This is a genomic window from Shewanella sp. T24-MNA-CIBAN-0130, assembly GCF_040310185.1.
Taxonomy (GTDB): Bacteria; Pseudomonadota; Gammaproteobacteria; order Enterobacterales; family Shewanellaceae; genus Shewanella; species Shewanella psychromarinicola.
The window spans coordinates 65,282-86,912 of sequence record NZ_JBEOPP010000003.1 but is presented as its reverse complement, the minus strand read 5'-3'; the positions used below and the strand labels follow the sequence as shown (position 1 = coordinate 86,912).

The 21,631-nt window shown below is 42.9% G+C and carries 21 protein-coding genes; 8 read left to right on the top strand and 13 right to left on the bottom strand.

The genetic code is table 11. From position 1 onward, the window contains the following. Window positions 1-55 precede the first annotated feature (55 nt). Window positions 56-1,450: a PhoH family protein gene (locus AAEZ02_RS02160; protein WP_351088404.1), complete on the bottom strand. Its 1,395-nt coding sequence runs from the start codon at window positions 1,448-1,450 to the stop codon at window positions 56-58. Between the two features lie 326 nt (window positions 1,451-1,776). Here AAEZ02_RS02160 and rapA point away from each other — a divergent pair, with 326 nt between their 5' ends. After that, window positions 1,777-4,683 carry an RNA polymerase-associated protein RapA gene (gene rapA / locus AAEZ02_RS02155; RefSeq protein WP_124012538.1) on the top strand — a complete coding sequence of 969 codons (2,907 nt, stop codon included), beginning with the start codon at window positions 1,777-1,779 and terminating at the stop codon, window positions 4,681-4,683. Between the two features lie 165 nt (window positions 4,684-4,848). Then, a complete protein-coding gene (locus AAEZ02_RS02150; RefSeq protein ID WP_351121742.1) occupies window positions 4,849-5,721 on the top strand; it encodes a DUF3530 family protein in 873 nt (290 codons plus the stop codon). Between the two features lie 34 nt (window positions 5,722-5,755). Here the strand turns inward: AAEZ02_RS02150 and AAEZ02_RS02145 are convergent, their stop codons facing one another. Further along, entirely contained in the window at window positions 5,756-6,562 is an 807-nt protein-coding gene (locus AAEZ02_RS02145) for a crotonase/enoyl-CoA hydratase family protein (RefSeq protein WP_124012540.1), read from the bottom strand. Between the two features lie 670 nt (window positions 6,563-7,232). Here AAEZ02_RS02145 and AAEZ02_RS02140 point away from each other — a divergent pair. Then, a complete protein-coding gene (locus tag AAEZ02_RS02140) occupies window positions 7,233-8,228 on the top strand; it encodes a response regulator (RefSeq protein ID WP_101034007.1) in 996 nt (331 codons plus the stop codon). 15 nt (window positions 8,229-8,243) lie between these two features. Further along, window positions 8,244-9,200 carry a GGDEF domain-containing protein gene (locus AAEZ02_RS02135; RefSeq protein ID WP_124012541.1) on the top strand — a complete coding sequence of 319 codons (957 nt, stop codon included), beginning with the start codon at window positions 8,244-8,246 and terminating at the stop codon, window positions 9,198-9,200. A gap of 83 nt (window positions 9,201-9,283) precedes the next feature. On the opposite strand, the gene rraB is transcribed toward AAEZ02_RS02135, so the two are convergent. The 6 genes from rraB to AAEZ02_RS02105 form a co-directional block, all read right to left on the bottom strand. Beyond that, complete coding sequence (rraB, locus tag AAEZ02_RS02130; protein WP_351121739.1) at window positions 9,284-9,703, bottom strand: ribonuclease E inhibitor RraB; 420 nt, start codon at window positions 9,701-9,703, stop codon at window positions 9,284-9,286. Window positions 9,704-9,804: 101 nt separating this feature from the next. Next, window positions 9,805-10,539, bottom strand: a complete 735-nt coding sequence (locus AAEZ02_RS02125; RefSeq protein ID WP_101034004.1) for a 1-acylglycerol-3-phosphate O-acyltransferase — start codon at window positions 10,537-10,539, stop codon at window positions 9,805-9,807. 140 nt (window positions 10,540-10,679) lie between these two features. Further along, the gene (locus tag AAEZ02_RS02120) at window positions 10,680-11,468 is read right to left on the bottom strand and encodes a metal ABC transporter permease (protein WP_124012543.1); all 789 of its coding nucleotides are present in this window, start codon (window positions 11,466-11,468) and stop codon (window positions 10,680-10,682) included. Between the two features lie 4 nt (window positions 11,469-11,472). Next, window positions 11,473-12,378, bottom strand: a complete 906-nt coding sequence (locus tag AAEZ02_RS02115; protein WP_164839436.1) for a metal ABC transporter solute-binding protein, Zn/Mn family — start codon at window positions 12,376-12,378, stop codon at window positions 11,473-11,475. Continuing rightward, window positions 12,362-13,558 carry a porin family protein gene (locus AAEZ02_RS02110; RefSeq protein WP_124012544.1) on the bottom strand — a complete coding sequence of 399 codons (1,197 nt, stop codon included), beginning with the start codon at window positions 13,556-13,558 and terminating at the stop codon, window positions 12,362-12,364. The genes AAEZ02_RS02115 and AAEZ02_RS02110 overlap by 17 nt, the downstream gene beginning before the upstream one ends. Window positions 13,559-13,645: 87 nt before the next feature. Further along, window positions 13,646-13,936, bottom strand: a complete 291-nt coding sequence (locus tag AAEZ02_RS02105; RefSeq protein WP_124012545.1) for an ABC-type zinc uptake system zinc chaperone — start codon at window positions 13,934-13,936, stop codon at window positions 13,646-13,648. 228 nt (window positions 13,937-14,164) lie between these two features. Here AAEZ02_RS02105 and AAEZ02_RS02100 point away from each other — a divergent pair, with 228 nt between their 5' ends. Further along, the gene (locus AAEZ02_RS02100; RefSeq protein WP_267898634.1) at window positions 14,165-14,290 is read left to right on the top strand and encodes a hypothetical protein; all 126 of its coding nucleotides are present in this window, start codon (window positions 14,165-14,167) and stop codon (window positions 14,288-14,290) included. A 5-nt stretch (window positions 14,291-14,295) separates the two neighbouring features. On the opposite strand, the gene AAEZ02_RS02095 is transcribed toward AAEZ02_RS02100, so the two are convergent. Continuing rightward, on the bottom strand, window positions 14,296-14,625 hold the full coding sequence (locus AAEZ02_RS02095) for a hypothetical protein (RefSeq protein WP_198554782.1): 330 nt from the start codon (window positions 14,623-14,625) through the stop codon (window positions 14,296-14,298). A gap of 124 nt (window positions 14,626-14,749) precedes the next feature. Between AAEZ02_RS02095 and AAEZ02_RS02090 the strand changes: the two genes are divergently transcribed. Next, complete coding sequence (locus tag AAEZ02_RS02090) at window positions 14,750-16,390, top strand: mechanosensitive ion channel family protein (protein WP_124012546.1); 1,641 nt, start codon at window positions 14,750-14,752, stop codon at window positions 16,388-16,390. Between the two features lie 315 nt (window positions 16,391-16,705). Further along, the gene (locus AAEZ02_RS02085) at window positions 16,706-17,596 is read left to right on the top strand and encodes an aldo/keto reductase (RefSeq protein WP_124012547.1); all 891 of its coding nucleotides are present in this window, start codon (window positions 16,706-16,708) and stop codon (window positions 17,594-17,596) included. Window positions 17,597-17,695: 99 nt separating this feature from the next. Here AAEZ02_RS02085 and AAEZ02_RS02080 read toward each other — a convergent pair whose 3' ends face one another. Both AAEZ02_RS02080 and AAEZ02_RS02075 read right to left on the bottom strand, forming a co-directional pair. After that, the gene (locus tag AAEZ02_RS02080) at window positions 17,696-18,529 is read right to left on the bottom strand and encodes a MaoC family dehydratase (protein ID WP_198554835.1); all 834 of its coding nucleotides are present in this window, start codon (window positions 18,527-18,529) and stop codon (window positions 17,696-17,698) included. A gap of 304 nt (window positions 18,530-18,833) precedes the next feature. Next, complete coding sequence (locus tag AAEZ02_RS02075) at window positions 18,834-19,742, bottom strand: TraB/GumN family protein (protein WP_124012548.1); 909 nt, start codon at window positions 19,740-19,742, stop codon at window positions 18,834-18,836. A 52-nt stretch (window positions 19,743-19,794) separates the two neighbouring features. Between AAEZ02_RS02075 and AAEZ02_RS02070 the strand changes: the two genes are divergently transcribed. Beyond that, window positions 19,795-20,103, top strand: a complete 309-nt coding sequence (locus AAEZ02_RS02070) for a prephenate dehydrogenase (RefSeq protein WP_351079189.1) — start codon at window positions 19,795-19,797, stop codon at window positions 20,101-20,103. Between the two features lie 232 nt (window positions 20,104-20,335). Here AAEZ02_RS02070 and AAEZ02_RS02065 read toward each other — a convergent pair whose 3' ends face one another. Then, complete coding sequence (locus AAEZ02_RS02065; protein WP_351079186.1) at window positions 20,336-20,860, bottom strand: DUF3016 domain-containing protein; 525 nt, start codon at window positions 20,858-20,860, stop codon at window positions 20,336-20,338. Between the two features lie 228 nt (window positions 20,861-21,088). After that, window positions 21,089-21,598: a DUF4240 domain-containing protein gene (locus AAEZ02_RS02060; protein ID WP_124012550.1), complete on the bottom strand. Its 510-nt coding sequence runs from the start codon at window positions 21,596-21,598 to the stop codon at window positions 21,089-21,091. Window positions 21,599-21,631: the final 33 nt, after the last annotated feature.

Sequence of the window (21,631 nt, the reverse complement as noted above, 5' to 3'; positions counted from 1 at the left end):
TATATGGCGGGATATAGAACCCTCTTTGTGGCCACTATCTCAATCGGTTAAACGGTTACAAATGTTCCTCAGCAAACTCGGCTAAACGCGACCGTACCACGCCATCGAGGTAAATATTGGCACTGCCTTCAAAGTCTTTAAAACGTTCAACCATGTAGGTTAATCCCGATGTAACCGCGGTTAAGTAAGTCGAATCGATTTGGGCTAAATTACCACTGCAAATCAATTTAGTCCCTTCGCCCATCCGCGTGATCATGGTTTTAATTTGTGATGCGGTTAAGTTTTGGCATTCATCCAATATGACCACCGAGTTTTGAATAGAGCGGCCACGCATAAAGTTAATCGACTTAAACTGAATGTTAGCCTTCTCCATAATGTAATTAACACTGCCACTGGGATTAACATCATTTTTATGCAGCACTTCAAGTGTATCGGTAATAGCGGCTAACCAAGGGGTCATTTTCTCTTCTTCGGTGCCCGGTAAAAAACCTATCGATTCAGCAATTTCGGGAGTGTTACGGGTGACAATAATTTTGTCATACCGCTTGCGTTCAACCACCAGTTCTAATGCCGCCGCCATGGCTAATAGCGTCTTACCGCACCCCGCGGGGCCAGTCAAAATAATCAATTCAATGTCAGGGTCCAGCAAAGCATCCAACGCCATGCCTTGATAAATATTCTTCGGCTTCACCCCCCACGCTTGATGATGTAATAAGCGATCACGGCCGCGATCAATTATCTGCAAATGTTGCTCAGTTTTACTGGCAACACGGCCACAAAAATCAGAACTGTCGTCAATTAAATACTGATTAAGGTAAAAGTTTTCATTACCAAGATGCTCCAATGGCACTTGATGAACCGTATGACGATCTTTACGATCCGTCGACACTTTATCGACATTTTGCCAAAAATCTCCGGAGAATTGATAAAAGCCTTTGGCGAGAAATCGCACATCATCAATCAACTGATCTCTGCGGTAATCTTCTACTCGCTCAATACCCGCGCCTTTGGCTTTTAAGCGCATGTTAATGTCTTTGGTAACTAACACCACGGTGCGGGGAGAATGGATTTTTTGTAAATGCAGCGCGGTGTTGATAATGCGGTTATCGTTATTATCACCGGGTAGTGAGCCGATAATAAACTCTATTTGGTGATCTGGGAAAATCGACAAATGACCAGAAACGTCTGAATGTTCTTCACGAGTGGGCAACGCAACGCCTTTTAAAATTTGCTCCGGAGTCGTGGGACCACCCAAAATATCTTCTAATGCACGTATGGCAACCCGTGCATCACGACTGACATCTCGCTTCCTATCCTTGATGCTATCGAGTTCTTCTAACACAGTCATGGGAATAATTACGTCATGTTCTTTAAACGAATATATCGCTAAAGGTTCATGCAGTAACACGTTGGTATCCAGTACAAACAACTTTCTGTCGTTTTGTTCCATGGTGCCTCCAGAGTGCTCTCAATGAAAAGTTATCAATATCACTTAGCTAAACGTATAACATTAAAGGAATAATTAAAGCCTCTTTGAAAACAGGCCATTGCCATGCGCAATGCTTGCCTCAATAAAATATGCCACTTGTCGAGTAAGAACTCAATATCATCACTATCGCCTTTGTTTCACACTATGACGTCAATATGACGCTAACATGTCAATATGATGTAAAAATGAATATCTGAACGATAAATCAATGCTAGAATTTCAATCTGGATGGGTTTGGTTTAACATACGCCCCCTTTTTTGTTTCACGCAATAAATGAGAGTAATAGATGTCGTTTGCCTTAGGTCAACGCTGGATAAGTGATACCGAGTCAGAACTCGGATTAGGGACAGTCGTTCAAGTTGAAGGCCGCATGATTACGCTGCTATTCCCTGCCACTGGAGAAAACCGGATGTTTTCCCGCAGTGAAGCTCCCTTAACCCGGGTTATTTTTAACCCAGGTGACACTGTTGAAAGCGGTGATGGTTGGAGTATCACCATTGAAGAGCTTGAAGAAAAAAATCAATTGGTGATTTACCATGGTATTCATAGCGAAACTCAAGAAAAAGTCAGTCTTCGTGAGACAATGCTGAATCACAACATTCGCTTTAATAAACCCCAAGACCGTTTGTTCGCTGGGCAAATTGATCGCTTAGAACGCTTTGGTGTGCGTTACCAATGTCAGTTATTACGCCACAAATTAGCCACCTCAGACTTACTCGGCCAGCAAGGCCCACGAGTAGGCTTAATTGCGCATCAACAGTGGATCGCTCATGAAGTCGGTAGCCGTTACGCCCCGCGCGTACTACTGGCCGATGAAGTCGGTTTAGGTAAAACCATTGAGGCTGGCTTAATTATTCATCAGCAATTACTCACTGGCCGTGCTGAACGCATTTTGGTGATAGTGCCAGACACACTCCGCCATCAATGGTTAGTTGAAATGCTGCGCCGCTTTAACCTGCGTTTTTCAGTATTTGATGAAGATCGTTGCGTTGAAGCTTATGCCGACAATGACAATCCTTTTTACACCGAACAGTTGATCATTTGCTCACTTGATTTACTGCGTAAGAAAAAGCGTCTTGAACAAGCCTTAGATGCCGATTGGGACTTAATGGTTGTCGATGAAGCTCACCATTTAGAGTGGTCAGAAGAGGCACCTAGTCGCGCCTATAAAACCGTCGAAGCCTTAAGTGAAGTGGTCCCTGGCGTATTGCTACTAACCGCAACACCAGACCAACTGGGTCATCAAAGTCACTTTGCTCGTTTACGCCTGCTCGATCCCGATCGTTTTTACGATTACGACGCTTTCTTAACTGAAGAATCAGGCTATAAAGATGTAGCAGAAGCGGCTGAAGCATTAACTAAAGACACTAAATTACCCGACAGTGCCATTAATAGTTTAACCGAATTGCTTAGCGAAAAAGACATACAGCCAAGCATTCGCTTAATCCAGTCAACAGAGGTTGACGTTGAAGCACAACAAGCAGCACGACAGGAATTACTCCAAGAATTACTCGACCGTCATGGTACAGGCCGTGTTCTTTATCGAAATAGCCGCGCATCAGTGAAAGGCTTTCCGAAACGTTTATTTAATGCTTACCCTCATGAGATGCCTCCACAATACGTTACTGCTGAACGCGTTAACGCCATGATGGGCAGCGCCAAACAACCAAAAGAAAAAGCCGCCCAGGCATTAAGCCCTGAAAAACTGTATCAAGCCTTTGAAAGCGACAGCGCCAGTTGGTGGAAGTTTGATCCACGGGTAGACTGGTTAATTGAGTTTCTAAAATCGCATCGCAGTAAAAAAGTACTGATTATTGCTAGCCAAGCAGAAACCGCATTAAGCCTTGAAGAAGCGCTGCGCACCCGCGAAGGTATTCAAGCTACGGTATTCCATGAAGATATGTCGATTATCGAACGCGATAAAGCCGGCGCTTACTTTGCTCAAGAAGACGGCGGCGCCCAAGCATTAATTTGTTCTGAAATTGGATCTGAAGGACGTAACTTCCAGTTTGCTAGCCATTTAATTCTGTTTGATTTACCGCTAAATCCTGACTTATTAGAGCAGCGTATTGGCCGTTTAGATCGTATTGGCCAACAAAATGACATCCAAATTCATTTACCTTACCTGCGCGGTACTGCGCAAGAAAGATTGATGCGATGGTATCACCAAGGATTGAACGCATTTGAACTGACCTGCCCTAGCGGTCATGTGTTGTTCAATGAATTTGCCGACGAGCTGATCAATGTGCTTTGCGACGCTGATGAAGAGGTAATGATCCAATTACTCAACCATACTCAACATCGTTACAAAGAGCTTAAACAGGCAATGGAACAAGGCCGAGATAAACTGCTAGAGATAAACTCCCATGGCGGCGAGCGTGCCAATGCGTTAATCAAGCGGTTAGCAGACAGCGATAATGATACTCATCTAATCGGGTCGGTGATCCGCTTATGGGACATTATTGGTGTTGATCAAGAAGATCGCGGTGAAAACTCAATCATCTTACGCCCTAGTGAACACATGATGTTCCCTACTTATCCTGGATTAAATGAAGACGGTATTACGGTGACGTTTGATCGTGAAACGGCTTTGGCACGTGACGACATTGCGTTTATCTCCCAAGAGCATCCTTTAGTACAAACGGGCTTAGATTTAATTACCGGTTCAGAAACCGGCACCACCAGTGTCGCGGTTCTAAAAAATAAGGCATTACCTGCTGGTACGCTGTTTTTAGAATTGATTTACATGGCCGATGCCTCTGCACCTAAAGCCACTCAGCTATACCGTTATTTACCACCAACACCCATCCGAGTATTGCTGGATAAAAATGGCTTAAATATGGCCGATAAAGTTGATTACGCCAGTTTTGACAAGCAGCTAAGTGCCATTAACCGTCATATTGCCAGCAAGCTGGTGAATGCCTCTCAGCCTATTTTGCACCCGTTACTCGCCAAAGGTGAAGAATATGCAAAACAAGCGCTAACGCAACTGGTGATCGATGCTCGCAGCAAAATGACACTGCAATTAACGGGTGAATTAGCAAGACTTGAAGCCCTAAAAGCCGTAAACCCGAACATTCGCGAAGACGAGTTAGAACATATTCGCAACCAAATGGTCGAGTTAACGGGCTACATGGACAACAGTCAATTACAACTTGATGCAATACGCATGGTGCTTGTCAGCCACGTATAACAACTCGCTCACCGCCACTCGGATTAACCGTGGGGGTGAGTTAGCATTACACAATTTTGTAGCAACAATCTTGTATCAACAATGCCCTGTTTATCAGGGCATTGTTTTTTGCCACCAAAATACATTAAGCTAATCATATTATGATGTTATTCGCTCGAGGTTATCGTGCAACTAGGTCGACTTAGTCAGTTATTAATCGTATCGATAAGCATATTGGCGACGATGCCCTTCACACAGGCGCAGCAACAATATGCTCACCTGTCTGCTGATGAAATTAAATTTGTCACTATCGACGGCAAGCAAAGTAAAGTTCTCGTTAGGTCTTGGCAGAGCAAAAAACACTTCGGTTCAGTAACCATTATTGCCGCATCCGACACCGATGCTGATGCCGCAGGTTTAGCCAGCTACCTAAGAACAACAATTAATAGCCGTGGCTGGGCAAGTATTAGCTTAACACCGGCAAAAGGGCTATACCGGCCCAACTATGCCACAAAACCTGAAGATATCACCAAGGCAGGTACCCAACAGTTACAACTTAGTAGCAATAAAAGCACACCAAAATATGATTCATCTCAGTTACTTGAACTACGAAATTTTCAACAAGCTAGTCTAAATGAAGCCCTTAATCAGTTAAGCTCCACCACAGGTTTATTTCCAGGAGCCCAAATTCTGATCGTGATTGATGACAGTGCAGGCATGATCACCAATTTACTTTATGATAAAAAAATTCCCACGCCTGATATGTTGGTGTTGATCAACCCTTATCGTGAATATGAATATTTAATTGATCCGCAAAGTCAGCGTAAATCGATTGCAGAACAATTAGTCGCCATGTCTATTCCAATCCTCGATATTCAGTCATCGGATGCGCATCCTAATTCAATGGAACAAGCACCGACTCGGCTTCACTTGAACCAAGTTAAATCGGCTCGATATTATCGCCAATATCAGATGAGTTTAGATTTAAGCAACCCCAGTGGCTGGGAAGAAACCCTCGATCAAATCGAAGGCTTCGCCAGAACCATTATCGGTAGATAATATTTGCGAATATAAGATCTCGGTCAACACTCTGCTACCACCAAGATTGGCGGGCGCGATAGGCTTTGTCAGGATTTTTGGTTTGTCTTATCGCTGCTATCACTCGATTTTTATCCAATAATAACCGAATTTGACTCAGCGACTCTCGCGCTAATAAACTGCGCACAGAAGCCGTCCAACTTTGATTAATACTGCGTTTGATCGCAGCGTTCGCATCGGGTGAAGTAAGCATGATTTTTTGCGCTAACAAGGTCGCACACTCATAAGCGTTGTCACTTATTTGAGTCACCAAGCCTAGATCGAGTGCTTGCTCAGCCGTTAAAATATCCGCGGTATAGGTCAACATTAATGCTTTATCTTTCGGCATTATTTGTCTTAACGCCACCAGACCTGCCATATCTGGCACCAGTCCCCACTTTGCTTCCATTATCGACAACTGACAGTTTGGCGTCGCAATACGGATATCGGCGCCCAAGGCAATTTGAGTTCCGCCGCCATAACAACAACCCTCTAATACCGCGATAACCGGAATAGGTAAACGTTGCCAGCCCAAAGACACGCGCTGTGCTAAGTTTGCATTACCAGGCAACCACTTGAATAATAGTTTCAGTACATTAGTGGGGGAATTAGCCACACTTTTCACATCAAGACCAGAGCAAAAGTTCCCATCGGCGCCGGATAAAATCACCGCATTAATCTGCTTGTTAGCACGGATCTGTTTAATGACCTTATCAATCGCGGTAAACATCTCAACATTGAGCGCGTTAATCTTAGTGGGTCGATTCAAGCAAACATGTGCAATACCATTATCTACCGTGAATTTAATTAACTCTCGTTCCATGAAACATCCTTTTACTGGTCAGTCCAGTTTTTAGACTAACATATCTGTACTCTCTGTCGAATAGTAATAACATGACCAATAATCGATGCAGGTCAAAATATTACCAGGTTTTTTTGAGTAAAATGTTATCCAGTGACCGAGTTCAAGGGTCTAGGAATAGGGCGCCTACGGCTGCTAGGACGACCTGCGGTCTTCGAGGACGCTACGCTTCTAGATCCTAGGACCTAAAACCTAGCACCTAGAAGGAGCGAAGCACCGCCCTCTGGCGAGCTTGCGAGTTCCTAGTAGCGTAGCGACCTAGAACCTAGGAATAGTGATATTAAAAAGGCAGTAACCATTCTCTTCAATCACTGCCTGATTCAGTTATCCTACGGGAGCACTGAAACGCGCATGTTGGAGTGGCTTGGGTATATAAAGCCTTGTATGCTCATGTACCGACGATAAAATCAGTCCAACCTAGTTGCAGTTAGGCGCTGAAATACAGCATTTAACATGATACCCAATCGAGCAAATGTTAAAACTAAGTTACCAATATTATTAGCAAATACGTATAATGCGCCAATAGATTAAAATCGCTGTATTAAATTCTTATAATAATCTGCCCGCCTGTACACTCGTGGGTCATTCATGAGTTTCTTTTATTAAGGCGAAAGAAGGAAAACCAGCAACAATGACCATCCCAATATTAATATGCGACGATTCAGCACTCGCTAGAAAACAAATGGCAAGAACACTCCCCAAAGATTGGGATGTCGAGATCAGCTACGCTACCAATGGCGCAGAAGGCCTTGATGTTATTCGCGCAGGTAAAGGTGAGATTGTCTTTCTTGACCTCAATATGCCGGTTATGGATGGCTACGAAGTTCTGCAAGCGGTACAACAACAAGATTTACCTGCATTAATTATTGTGGTCTCAGGTGATATTCAAATTAAGGCTCACGAACGGGTCAAAGCCTTAGGTGCTCTGGACTTCATTCAAAAACCCGTGAGTGCAGAGGCTATCAGTCATATTCTTCAAGAGTACGGTATTTTAACCCTTACCCAGGGCAATAAAGCTAACGACACTCCAATGATGAAAGTGGATATGCGTGATGCATGCCAAGAAATAGCCAACGTCGCGATGGGCAGAGCAGCAGACTTACTCGCTAAGCTTCTTGATGTATTTGTTGTATTACCTATCCCTAACGTTAATGTGCTTGAAGTCAGTGAATTGACCATGGCCTTAAAAGCCACAGAACGAAATTCAACCGTCTCAGGCCTATGCCAAGGCTTTATTGGCGCAGGAATTGCGGGCGAAGCACTGCTACTGTTCCATGACTCAAGCTTTGAAGATATGGCCAAGCTAATGGGATTAGAGAATCCAGAAGACATTAATACTGAAATTGAAGTGATGATGGACACCGGCAATGTGCTCATTGGGGCCTTTTTAAATGGCATTTCTGAACAACTCGATATGAAATTCAGTCAGTCACATCCGGTCGTACTTGGCCGACACTGTAGTGTCAATGAGCTCATTCACGACAACTCAGACAAATGGCAACGAACACTGGCGATGGAAATCAAATATCGGATAGAAGATTACAATATTGAATGTGATCTTCTGCTGCTGTTTACTGAGGATTCAATTCCAACGCTAAACTACAAGCTTGGCTATTTACTCGATTAACCTTGGATACTTTTTATGTCAAATGACCAAAGTGCGATGAACGAACTCCACTGGCTAATCGATATGGTACAAACCATCGAGGTGGGTTTAGTGGTGCTCGATCGCGACTATAACATCCAACTTTGGAACGGTTTTATGGAAAACCACAGTGGCGTGTCACCCAATTCGATTAAAGGTGATAATCTCTTTGAAAAGTTTCCAGGTTTACCGGCCAGTTGGTTAAAACAAAAAATGGAATCGGTTTTTTTACTTAAAAATCGTACGTTTATTAGTTGGGAACAACGTCCCTATGTATTCCAATTTAAAAACTATCGTCCAGTAACGGGTCGAGCCGATTTTATGTTTCAAAACATTACCTTATTACCATTAGCGTCATTAACCGGCCAAATCACTCATATCAGCATTATTGTCTATGATGTAACAGACATTGCGGTCAACAAACTGCAACTAAAATCAGCCAACGAGCAACTTGAACAACTCAGCCAAATCGACGGGTTAACCCAATTGTATAATCGTCGCCATTGGCAAAGCTGCATGGAAAAAGAATTCGATCGTTATTCACGCTACGGTGATGCGGCGTCATTGGTGATGATTGATATCGATAATTTTAAGCGTATTAACGATGAATATGGTCACCCTGCCGGTGACAAAGTGATCCAACATATTGCCTATTTGTTAACGCAAGCGTTACGTGAAACAGACTGTGCTGGCCGTTATGGCGGTGAAGAATTTGGGGTGGTGTTATCTAAAACGACAGCAGAAGATGCCCTGAACTTTACCGAACGTTTACGAAAACGCATTGAAGCGTCTGAAGTGACATTCGAAAATCGGCTTATAAAAGTGACGGTAAGTTTAGGGATTAACGATTTAGACTCAGCAATAGACAGTAGCTCAAACTGGTTATCTGGTGCTGATAAAGCCCTATATGTCGCTAAGCAACAAGGCCGTAATAAAAGTATTATCTATAAATAATCGCCTATCAACGATAGCCTATAACCAAAAAAAAACGCTCATCATTGATGGGCGTTTTTTTATCTTATTAAATAATCGATTTGTTAATGAAATTTATCATCTACTTCATCGTCATCGTCTTCATCGTCGTCTTCATCGTCGTCTTCATCATCACCGACAAAGAAAGTGCCCCAACCGTCATAATCCACTTTTTGCTTGGCCGCTAATAGAATCAACTGTTCACAGGCTTTATCCAGTAATGGAACCTCTAACTTATGCTTGGCAATGGCGTCAAAACAGAAAATAACTGAGCCATCGTCAAGTTCCATTTCTTCTGCATCGTTCACTTCAAAACCAAGCTTAAAGGCATCAACAGCGGCTTTTTCTAGGCGATCAAAATTAGTCGCCGAAAAATGATGCTCAATAGTATATTCCGCATCAGGCTCTGAACCATCAGCAAGTAAGGCATCAACAATTTCGAGATTTTCAGCAAATTGTTCTTTTAACTGACGCTCAACAGACATGGATTACTCCGTAAATAAGACTGGTAAAAAATTTAGTCAATTATACCCAAACTGACACAAGTTGCGAGCTTATGGCCGATCTTTGGCGACCGATAACCGTGTTATGCTCTCGCTTGCAGCGTTAATGCTTTGGCTTCTTTGTTTAATTCAACCGAACGCGCTGACATCACTTGATGCACCTTAGCGCTTAACGCTTTCACATCACTCTTGCTTAAGCCTGTCGTTGCAATCGGCTCAAGCATTTCTACAATCACCACGCCGTTGTTCCAACGATTAAGCTTAATGTGGTTCTGACAAGAAGCCAATACTGGCACTATCGTCGCCTGAGCCGCAACAGCAGTATAGAATGCGCCGACTTTAAATGGTAATAATCCACGACCACGTGAACGAGTCCCTTCAGGAAATATCCACACTGACAGGAGTTTATTCTTCATTTTATCAACGGTTTTAGCCATAGTATCAAATGCACTATGACGATTGTTACGATCGATAAGGATATTGCCTGATAGCCAATAAATTTGCCCGAATAAGGGTACCCACACCAAGCTCTTTTTACCTAAGCTGACAGTCCCTTTAGGCACAACTGACGTATGAGTAAATAAATCAAAATTATTTTGATGATTGGCTAAATAAATACACGGTTGCGATGTTGCACTGACTGGATGAGCACGTCTAATGACCTTAATACCTAATACCGGTGCAACCGAACCAAAAAAACGGGCAACCAGATGTACATTGTCGCGATGCATTGGCCGAAAAAGGCAAATAACAATTGCAAATACAAAGGCTAAAAATAACAGCACGGCGAGAATAATTAAACGAGCGATAAGCAGCACAACATACTCCTGCAATAAAATTGGCGACAGTATAACGACGCCAGTCTAGGGACTCAACGTTTTGTTTACATATGTAAGCTGAAATACTCTGCCCCTGTGATGTGGGGCAGAATAACCTCGTTTATATGACAGGTTAGCTATTAGCTATTAGCAGGTTGACCAACCGCTGTCGATGAGCGCAATTTCAGAAAGGTTCTAAACAACAATGCGCTTAACGCTAATGTCGCAACAATGGCTGCACCACTGGGTAAATCATAACTAGCAGACAATACAAGCCCAGCAATATACCCAACAACTCCGACCCCATAAGCCCAAGCAAGCTTGGTTTTACCTTGATATTTGTTTAATGCCAACGCGGGTAAAATTAACGTGCTAAACACTAAATACACGCCGACTAACTCTACCGACAAGGTAATCACTAATGCAAATAAAAAGTAAAAACCGCCGCCATCTAACACCCGTGGTTTAACGATAATAATCCCAATTATAGCCGCTGAAACCATGGCTGGTAACACTAACTGAGACCAACTGACCCACAAGATTTGACCAGACATTAACTGCTTGAGTAACTCAGCACCATGAGGATCATTGGCGAGTAGCAACATTGCCGCCACTGCGCTCAGTACATAAAAGCAACCAATAAAGGCTTCAAGCTCACCAACTAAATGCTTTGCCATCCAAGCGATAACGCCTGCACCGGCTAATGCAAACAAGGCTGGCATCCACACATGAGCAAACGGTAACGCTTCTACTCTATGATCCATGTGCGATACGATTGCGCCCAACGCAGCAACTTGAGCGATAGCCAAATCGATGAAGATAATGCCACGCTTGAGCACTTGCTGACCTAACAACACATGGGTTGATAACACTAATAGTCCTGCCACTAACGCAGGCAATAGAATAGACAGTAACTCAACATCAAACATAGTGTTATTTCACTCCATTCAATAATGTAAGCAAGCTGTCATAGAGGCTAATTAAGTCGGTACTTTGATCGTTGCCCCCCACAGAAATAGGCAACACCAAGACCGGCAGATTGGCACGTTCACCTAACCATTTAGCCCCCCGCTCATCTTGGTATGACGCCACGATCACTGCCATCACATCACCTTTTTCAGCGCGGGTGAGTAATTTAGCTAAATGACTGCTGGTCGGCGCTAAACCGGGTTTAGGTTCAAGGTCGGCCACTTGTTCAATGCCGATCCAATTAAATAGATAACGAAAGCTAGAATGGTACGCAATGACCTTTTTACCGGCTAAGTTTTTAGCTTGCTGTTGCCATTGGGGTATTTTAGCTTGCCAACGTTGACTAAAGTCGCTCAATGACTGGGTATAACGACTGGCATTATCAGGATCGACTTCAGCGAGCTTAGCACTCAGCGCTTGTGCAACCGTCAACATCCGCTCGGGATCTAAATGCAAATGGGGATTGCCCTTTGCATGCACATCGCCCATTGAACGATCAACGCTGGCTAACTTATCAAGGGTATCAATTTGGTCGGCCGCAAAAAACAGTCCTTTATCCGTTGAGTTAACCTTCGGATTAGCAGACTTCATTTGTAGCATAGGCAACCAACCGATTTCTAAATCAGCCCCAGCACAGACGACCAAATCAGCTTGGCGCATTTTGGCAATCAAGCTAGGTCGTGCTTGCACTTGATGTGGGTCTTGCATCGCTGTGGTCGCCGAATAGACTCTCGCATCAGGTGCTAAGGTTTGCGCTAATGCTGCATATTCAGGTTCACAAGCAAACACGTTAAGTTCCGCTTTGGCTGTCGCGGTAAACAGCAACGACATTGAAGTCACTGCTAAAAGCAATTTAGAATTGATGCGCACCGTGAGCTCCTAATGACATAACATATTGTAGAGTAAGGATATTATCATCTTCAAAACCATCGAAATTGGTCCCAGTCTGATGAGTGTATTGCAAGCGCACGGTAGAAAAATGACTACTATGCCAAGCAAGGCTCACTTCAGACTCTTTTAATTTCTGTGGTTCTAGGTGATCTTCGTGATTCTCATAAGTATCAATTTGGCCATAACGAACACCAGCAGACCAACTTGGCGAGAATTGATACACACTGCTTACATACCAACCTTGATGGTAATCATCAGAATTTATCTCCTCATCATCAGCATCAAGGATATGCCCTGGCTCTGCAGCAAAAATATCAGTCACTCTAAAATATTCACCACTCAAGGTTAAATTTTGGTACTTGTAATTGCCATTGGGTGCCCACTTATAGACAAAGTCTGCAATATAGGTGTTTTCACCTGTATATGACGCACTATGGCTATGTTCAGTGTGTCCTTCTTCATCAACCACGGCATCTTCATGCTCATCCTCTGCATAAGCTTGACCATTTTGATTGCGAAGGTAACTCAAGCCTAGCAGCCAAGAACTTTCAATGCCGATATCGCCACCGATCTTGGTTAAGGCGGTATAAACGCCAACATCATCAAAATCACGCTCACCGTGTTCATCTGTAGCGCGTAGGCTTTCACCTTTAAATGCTTCAACACCCATGGTCCAGTAAAGATCCGTTGGGGCAACATAGTTTAAACGAATACCATCATCAAAATAATGACCACCTAAAAATGCACGATATGCGGCAGGACGTTCCGAAAATGCATCTGTATGTAAATGTTGGTTATTTAAGTAACCAATATCCGATAAGAAACGACCCGCACGAACCGATAAACCGTATGGCATAGCTAACGTTTGGATAAAGGCTTCTTCTAAATTGAGCTCTGTTTCGCCATCATGAGACTCAACCACTGCAGTTACTTTACCGTAAAACATCTCATCAATATTGGCGCTTAAGGCCAATTCAGTTTCGCCTAAACCAAAACCTTCGGCACGTTCAGCCAATGGTCGATCGCCGGTTTGATAATAACCATCGAGTACCGCACTAATACTAGGATTAGTTAGACTAGAATTTTCTGCCATTGCAGAATAAGAACTCACAGCACAAGCCAGTGCCAGTAACGAAACACGTGTGTTTAACGCAGACATAATATCTCCAAAATACAACAAGTAGCCGCCTACCTGGGTTTAAAATAAACCAGCAGATAACGGAAATTAATTAATTACAATGTTGGACTAACGAGATGCGGGAGGGGCACGGCTGTGGTAGTAAGATTGGAATACACTGAATAAAAAAGGCAGCGTATATTGCTGACGCTCGAACGTTTGCTTAATAATGGCAAACACAAAAGGAGAAGAGTGAAGCGTTTTATTAAGCTGATGCTGATGAAAACACAAAGTACAATGATTTTGTACGCCGTCATCGAGATGTTTTACTGAGTGCGCAGACGCCGCAATAGACAACACAATCAAGATGGCACTAAGCCAGATTGCGATAGTTCGTCTTATTTTGATGCGGGAACTCACCAGCACAACTCCATCAGGTTAATAAAAGTGAGCCCAAGTGTAAAAGACCGTCGCCGAAAAGCAACCTTTAGATTGTGACAATTCATGTGACATATTCACTATGGTCATAATTAACATATAACATTAACGACTATAATGAGTAACTAAAGCGTTATTTTTAAGATATGCTTAAGCTATTACTCATACCATAAAGCATGTGTAAAACATCACCATTACAGGACAAACACCATGCCACAATTTATTCGTCAAAACATCGGGGTTATTTTAGTGATGCTTATTGTTGCAACGGTCGTGCTAGGCGGGATTTACTACGTTGAAGCATCACTCGAAAGCCAAGTTATTGAGGTTAAATAACGCTTTTATTTAACAGTAGGCGCTAGATTTGGATCATTTTCAGGGGCTTCAATCAGCAGTAAATGGTCCATAACGTGCGAGATACCAACCATGATAACGGCCAAAATAATCAATGGCGTGGTGATAAATCCAACACCCTCAACAAAATAACCTACTGCGGCTGAGATTACGCCACCATAAAACCCCACTATTTTGGCAATTGCCAGTAATTTATTATGCCCAAGCCAAGCCAAACAGTGCGGACATTGCACTTCTACCGACAAACCTTTGCCGCGACTGCCAGTCACTTTCGCAATTGAAAAAGATTTATAGCAATGAGCACATTGCAGCGACATGAGAATTCCCTCGGTTCAATAATGGCGGCAAGTATAACAAATTAACCGACCCATTACTGTACTTGGCTCCAACAGGAATTTTCGACTATTATATGCAAAACTCAGCGTCAAAGGACGACCTTATATGCTACGGATTTTACTTTCGTTATTATTCACCTTGGCAATGTTTACGTCGCCATCTCTTCGTGCTGAACAAGACGTCGTGGTTCCAATTGTCGCCGTGAGTCAGCTAACCAATACTCAAGATAAAATAAGCCGCTTACAACAAACTATCGAGCAAGAAAGCCTATTATTGCTGCAGACAAAAGGTGAACAGCGTGCATTTACTGAGTATCGTATTAACGATAAATCATCTGAATTACACGACAAAATTGGTCAGTTAATTGCTGCACCAGACGCAGACCAACAATACCTAGTAGCCTTAGTGCAAAGCCAAATGGCCTTTTTAGAGAAAGTCGAGACTTACTTAGACGACCAAATTATGGCTATGCGTCTTGGCGTGAGCCAAGAAGATGACAGTAAAATTATCTTAGCTATTTCACAACGTGAATTTGAACGCGACCATTACCTTAAGGCGCAACTAACCACACTGCAATGGGCAGAAACGCTGGATATGGATGTCAGTATTCAACTGCAGAAATTGACTGAATTTATGCTCGAACGGGCCGACCAATTCGACAGTTTGGTGCATTACACTCAACATAAATTACAAAAATCCGTTGCCGAAGCATCAAGTGCTGGAGTCGACATTACGCCCGAACAAAAGGCCAATGTGATGGCGTTAAAAGAGCGCTTGGAGCACAGCAGCTCTACCTTAGCGGTTTCAGCGGCAATACTGGAAACATTAGGCCAAGATGTGGCGCAATTTAAACAAACATTGTTTAGCGTGTCAGGTGATATTACCCAGGATGTATTGAATTTTAGCGTCGCATCTAACTTGCTACAAGGTTGGGCTAAAGTGATAAAAGATCAAACGATTAATAATGGCCCCAGTTTAACGTTTAAAATTGTAGTTTTTCTATTCATTCTATTTGTGGCCAGTCTAGTGGCCAAAATTGTCACCAAAATTATCGCTAAAACGGTGCGAGCATCTAAATTACAGTTTAGTCAATTGCTGCAAGAGTTCTTTATCTCGCTGTCCAGTAAAGTGGTGTTTGCTGTAGGGTTGTTAATTGCCTTATCACAGCTTGGGTTTGAGCTTGGGCCCTTGCTCGCTGGTTTTGGTATTGCGGGGGTGATTATCGGGTTTGCACTGCAAGACACATTGTCAAACTTCGCCTCTGGCATGATGATCTTAATTTATCGCCCATTTGATGTTGGTGACTTAATCAATGCCGCTAATGTCACAGGTCGCGTCAGCCACATGAGCTTAGTATCAACCACAATTAAAACATTAGATAATCAACGGCTTATTGTGCCTAATAATAAAATCTGGGGCGACACCATCAATAATATTACCGCCGAGCATCAACGCAGGGTCGACATGACTTTTGGCATTAGTTACAGCGACAATGTTGAGCATGCTGAAACCATTTTAAAAAGTATTGTCGAGCAACATCCAAAAGTACAAGCGCATCCAGAACCGATGGTTAAACTACACACATTGGGCGAATCGTCAGTCGACTTTATTGTAAGGCCTTGGGTCACCCCCGATGATTACTGGGAAGTTTACTGGGACATCACTCGCGAAGTAAAAATACGCTTTGATGCCGAAGGTATTAGCATTCCCTTCCCACAACGCGATGTGCATATTTATCAAAAGTAACTCGCTGCCAAGTTAATTATGGCTAAATCAGCAAGATCCATATGCAGTCTGATTTAGTCATACATTTTGTTATAGTGCGATTCAACAATGATTAAATAGCCTCAACTCAGGTTAAGAGATGAGGTAAATAGTTAGAAATCAGCGTAGTTCATCCATTTCACATCAAACTTGCCATTTGTTTTGCTAACAAGGCGCCCACACGTATTAGTCACTGCGCCAATAGCGGACTATTGCAAGTCAATGCAACGCAGATAGCAGGGCAAAGAACGGTTTGATAAGCGTTTATTATCCCGAGCTGAGGTTAAACAGTAAACTATGAGCCAACCTACCTTTACCTTTTCAGATTTCATTGGCGGATTTTGGCGTATTGATGCTTGGAATATGTCACCACAGCAACGACTTGCCTTAATTGAACATTATCTTGAGCTTGGTGTAACCTGTATGGACCATGCCGATATATACGGCATATACCAATGTGAAACGCTGTTTGGTGAAGCTTTAACCCTAAAACCATCATTACGTCAGCAAATGCAGCTGATCAGTAAGTGCGGTATTAAGCCAGCGTTTGATGGTTATGATGGCCGTTATGTTAATCATTACGACACCAGTAAAGCGCATATCATTAAAAGTGTAGAAAATTCACTCACCGAGTTAACAACCGATCACTTAGATGTATTACTCATCCATCGCCCTGATCCATTGATGAATGCAGACGAGATTGCAGCAGCTTTTGAGCAATTGCATACGCAAGGTAAAGTCAGTCATTTTGGTGTGTCTAACTTTACCACCAGCCAATTTGATTTATTGCAATCACGCCTCAACGCTCCGTTGATTACCAATCAGGTAGAAATATCGCCTTTAACCATGCAAAGCTTGCATGATGGGGTACTTGATCAGTGTCAACAACACCGCATAACCCCAATGGCATGGTCTTGCTTGGGCGGTGGGGAGATCTTTTCAGCAAACACGCCTCAAGCACTTCGAATTCGCAATACTTTGCGCGATATTGCTCAGCAAGTTGGCGCACAAGACATTAGCCAAGTCATTTACGCCTGGGTTCGTATGCATCCGAGTCGCCCTGCCCCCATTATCGGCAGTGGCAATCTAGAACGTATAACCAGCGCGGTAAATTCAGCTAACATTCAGCTAGACCGCCAACAATGGTTTAGTATTTGGCAAGCGGCAATGGGCCACTCGGTACCTTAAGTCTGCCATAAAAAAAGCTCAGGAATTAACCTGAGCTTTTTTATCATCGTTATTTGATAACCACTTACGCTTAATCCCCTCTATTTGAGGTTTATCAGCTTATAAATAGGTGACTTTACCCTGCAAATGCGATCGACGACCTTTAACGTCACGCATTTCAAAACGTTTACCGTTCTCAATACTTTCAAATGCAAACGTTACATCCGACGGCATAAACACCGGCAATTTAAATTCAACATCAACCTGAAAAGGTCTCTCGCCAATAAAGGTCATTAACTGAGATAACGCACGCGCTTTAGACCACATACCATGGGCCAACACTCGCTCAAAACCAAAGCGTTTTGACAACAAAGGGTGTAAATGGATTAAGTTATAATCGCCAGAAGCTTTAGCATAACGACGACCTAAGTCATCAGTTAACCGCCATTGCTGTACGTTTTCCCATGCCATCTCAGAGACTTTTGGGGGGCGAGCGCGGCGCCCTGTCGACTCAATACGATATAAATAAGTTGATAATGCTTGCCATACCAACTCTTCACCGACAAACACCTTTGACGCCAGCTCAAACTCAAGTCCTGCATCGGTAGTGCGACTTGCAGTGAGCTCACACTGTACTGTCAATGTTTCATCGACTCGCACCGGGCGTAATATACGGATACTATTTTTTAAGTGGATCATTCCAAGTAACGGAAATGTAACTGCTTTATGGGTAAAGATCATCGCATGTAAACGAAATGCCCAGACATACAAATACGTTGGCGGCAACAGCACTCCATCGTATTCAAAACCACACACGGCAGCATATTGGCGAGTTTTATCTTGAGACAACACCACATTCTGTGCTTGCACATAAATATTGGGAAGCGGTTGTTGGTCCCATCCCGGTTTACGTCCAAACAGGATTTTGCGATACAAAGACAAAAGCGAAGGCATCGCTTTTAATTCGATAGTGTAGTCGTGACTCACAATGTTGTACCCTTAATTGGCAGCAAAAAGCATGTGCTGCAAAACGGTTAGTGGATCATTATACCTTAGAGTCTTGGTGTTGCTAAACCGCTAATTACTTAATTCATTTAAATCAGCGTGTCGTTAAGGCCTATATTGACTTAACTAACACACTATTTCCCGGCACTTTACTGGCCAAGCGGCATCACCATGAGCTAATTGTTTCAGCTAACTGTTTTGAGCTAATTATTTTGAGCTAATGGGGTTGAAATATTACCTCGCGACAACGACATTAGCATTGTAACAAGCTACAACGAGTGACCGTTGCACCTTGTTGTTTTAGTAAGTCAGGAATGGCTTGTTGACCGACAATATGTCCGGCGCCAACCACAATAAATAATTGCTTGTGGGTTTTATGTTGTAACAACTGGATGATTTTTTGCGTCATGGTGTGATTACGTTGCCACAGCAACTTTTCGAGTAATTCATCAGCATCGCCTGGTTGTGATTCCATAATAGTCGCCAGCGCACTGTCATCCCCTTGTCGCCAAGCATAAATTAAATCAAGCATTTCACCATCGCTAGCGTTAATCGAATCGTCGAGCATTTGCAACTGAGTCGCCGTTGAAAATGACGAAATTAATTCAAATTGAAACTGAATACTTTCTAGCTCAACCAAGGCTTTATCATGACGATTTGCCATAAAATAAGCGTCGACGCCTTGCTCTGGACTGTAACCTAACTGAGCAAAACGGCCCATACTAATTTGCGCCGACTGCAGCCAAGGTGCATACGGTGATAATGCCTGGCACAGGGTCTGATTACTTTGGCAAAAAACACTTCTGCTAGCATTAACATCTGCAGCAATATCGGCAGACAAACCGCCGTATTGCTGCAATAGCGCGCCGGTATCCCCTTGGCTGATGTCCGCTTCAACCACTAGCGCATCCGATTGCCTAAATGCTGACTCAATATGCTGCGCCAAAGGATAAAAATCTTGGCGGCCAATATGAATTGAGCCCAGTAAGTACGCTTGCTGTTGTTGATAGTCAATCTTATAAAATACCGGAGAATCCAACGCAGCTGCTGGTGCCGACATGAACCACAGCATAAGCGCGGCTAAAGCGTAGCAATCTCGCGGTAAGCGATGATAAATCAAACTGATATTGAAAATAAGCGGACTTTTGCTTGTTGCCGGCATAGCAGCTCCTTATAATTAACGTTATTCTTTGCACATGCACTATGAGGCAACTATGTCGTACACAAATGTTTTTCTACAGATAAAAGAAAACCTGCAAATAGCCTATAGACAAGCCATTGATTCAGATGCTCGGCTAGACGAGTTACGAAAGGCCGGTCACGGTAAGTTTGTGGCGATTTTCGCAGAAGATCAAGGTTTTACAGAAAATAGCAACCGCTTCTTACCCTATGTCCAAGAGTTGGTAGCAGAATTTGATGCCATGCAAAATAGCACTCATGTGGCACCAGAAACACTCGAAGCCTTTGTCAAAAAACTTGCAACCTTATTGCAAACGCTGCAAGTGTTTAAACTGTCCAAATAATCTTTATGCTCCTGCTGAGCCTCATGCAGGAGCAACCTTCCTTGTTTGACTTTTCTCGCCATGCTTTTACTAACATCATTGACGACAATCAATGGCCAAACTAATTGGCTATCAGCAATGTCTCATCAAACCACTAAAGATGAAATTCAAGCCTTAATAAAAAACAGGCAACACGTATGTTAACCCACCTTTGTCTGTATATTTGCCGTACTTAGTGCTCAATAGCCAAGGTTTATAGTTTTGGCGCAACACTCTTTTGTAACCAATCGGTAAACAAGGTGGTTTCATATTGAAAGGGGCTGTTATTGAAACGACGCGTGTTGTGCATAAAACTCATGTCGGTAATTTTTTCATCACCAGCGATAACGACGTTACCCTTCTCGGTAATGGTGTAGCTGAATGTTGCGCGTGGTGGATAAAGATCTTTTACTATACGCAAATCACCTGGTGCGGCGCCAAAAGTAGGCCGCATATCTCCTGCTAAATCAAAATCAGTCACTTTCATGTCAAGTTTCTGATCCGGCTTTAAGATTTTTTGCGCTTGTTTGTTGATATTTTTGGTTAAGGTTTCAAATAAACGGGTTTCGAATCGTGATTGGAGTTCATTTGAGGTTTTAATATCACGGAAATCTTTTGGGTTTTGCCATTCAATTTTAACCACACCCACTTCGGTAACCGGATTAGGTTCTGGCACGTCTTCTGCCATCGCAACTGGACACATCAATGCCGAAGCAAGCAGTAAGTATTTTACATTCATAATACACCTCCAAAGGACTTAAAATGCTTTCATTACAACTTATTTAAGCCGTGATCTTGATAGTTACACCCCGTTAGAACAACTTTTTGTCATGCTGCAATACGCATTTTGATGATTAACATAAATGTTAGCGATAAGTACTATCATCTTTATACATTAACTATAGCCCTCTCAAGCTGAACCAACACTTAATAGTCCCATAATTAGCGTTTCATGGAACTCATATGACTAAAAAGGAAACCGTGCACTCAGTAATGGATAGGTTTGGCGCATCACTTTAGGTTTGGTACTAAACTTTTTGCCTACAGGCGAGTTTTGTCCTGAAGGGACAAACGGTAATTCATGACCCGTGCGGTCTTCATAAATCTGCCCTGGGATTAGGTCATAATCTTCCACAAACGGATAGGCATAATGATCCACTAGAGGCCACTGTTCAAGCTCACCCAAACTATCAGGATTAACCAGTATTTTTTCATACCATTGTTGACCTAGTGATAATACAAAACACCTAAATTCAGCAAAGCCATAATCAGAATCGCAACCAGTAACAATGTATGCCGCGCCCCAGACTGACCATAAGTAACTACGACGTAACTGTTGGCCTAACATTTTATCGAATGATTTGAGCGCTTCATCGTCTAACGTTTGTAATTGTTGGCGTAAACGCAGCTCGAGTTCAGCAGAAGACTGCTCAGCATGATCACGGGTCACTAGCGCCCAAAAATGTGTTTCTGTCATCTAAATGTACCCATCACTCTATTTTGTGCGATA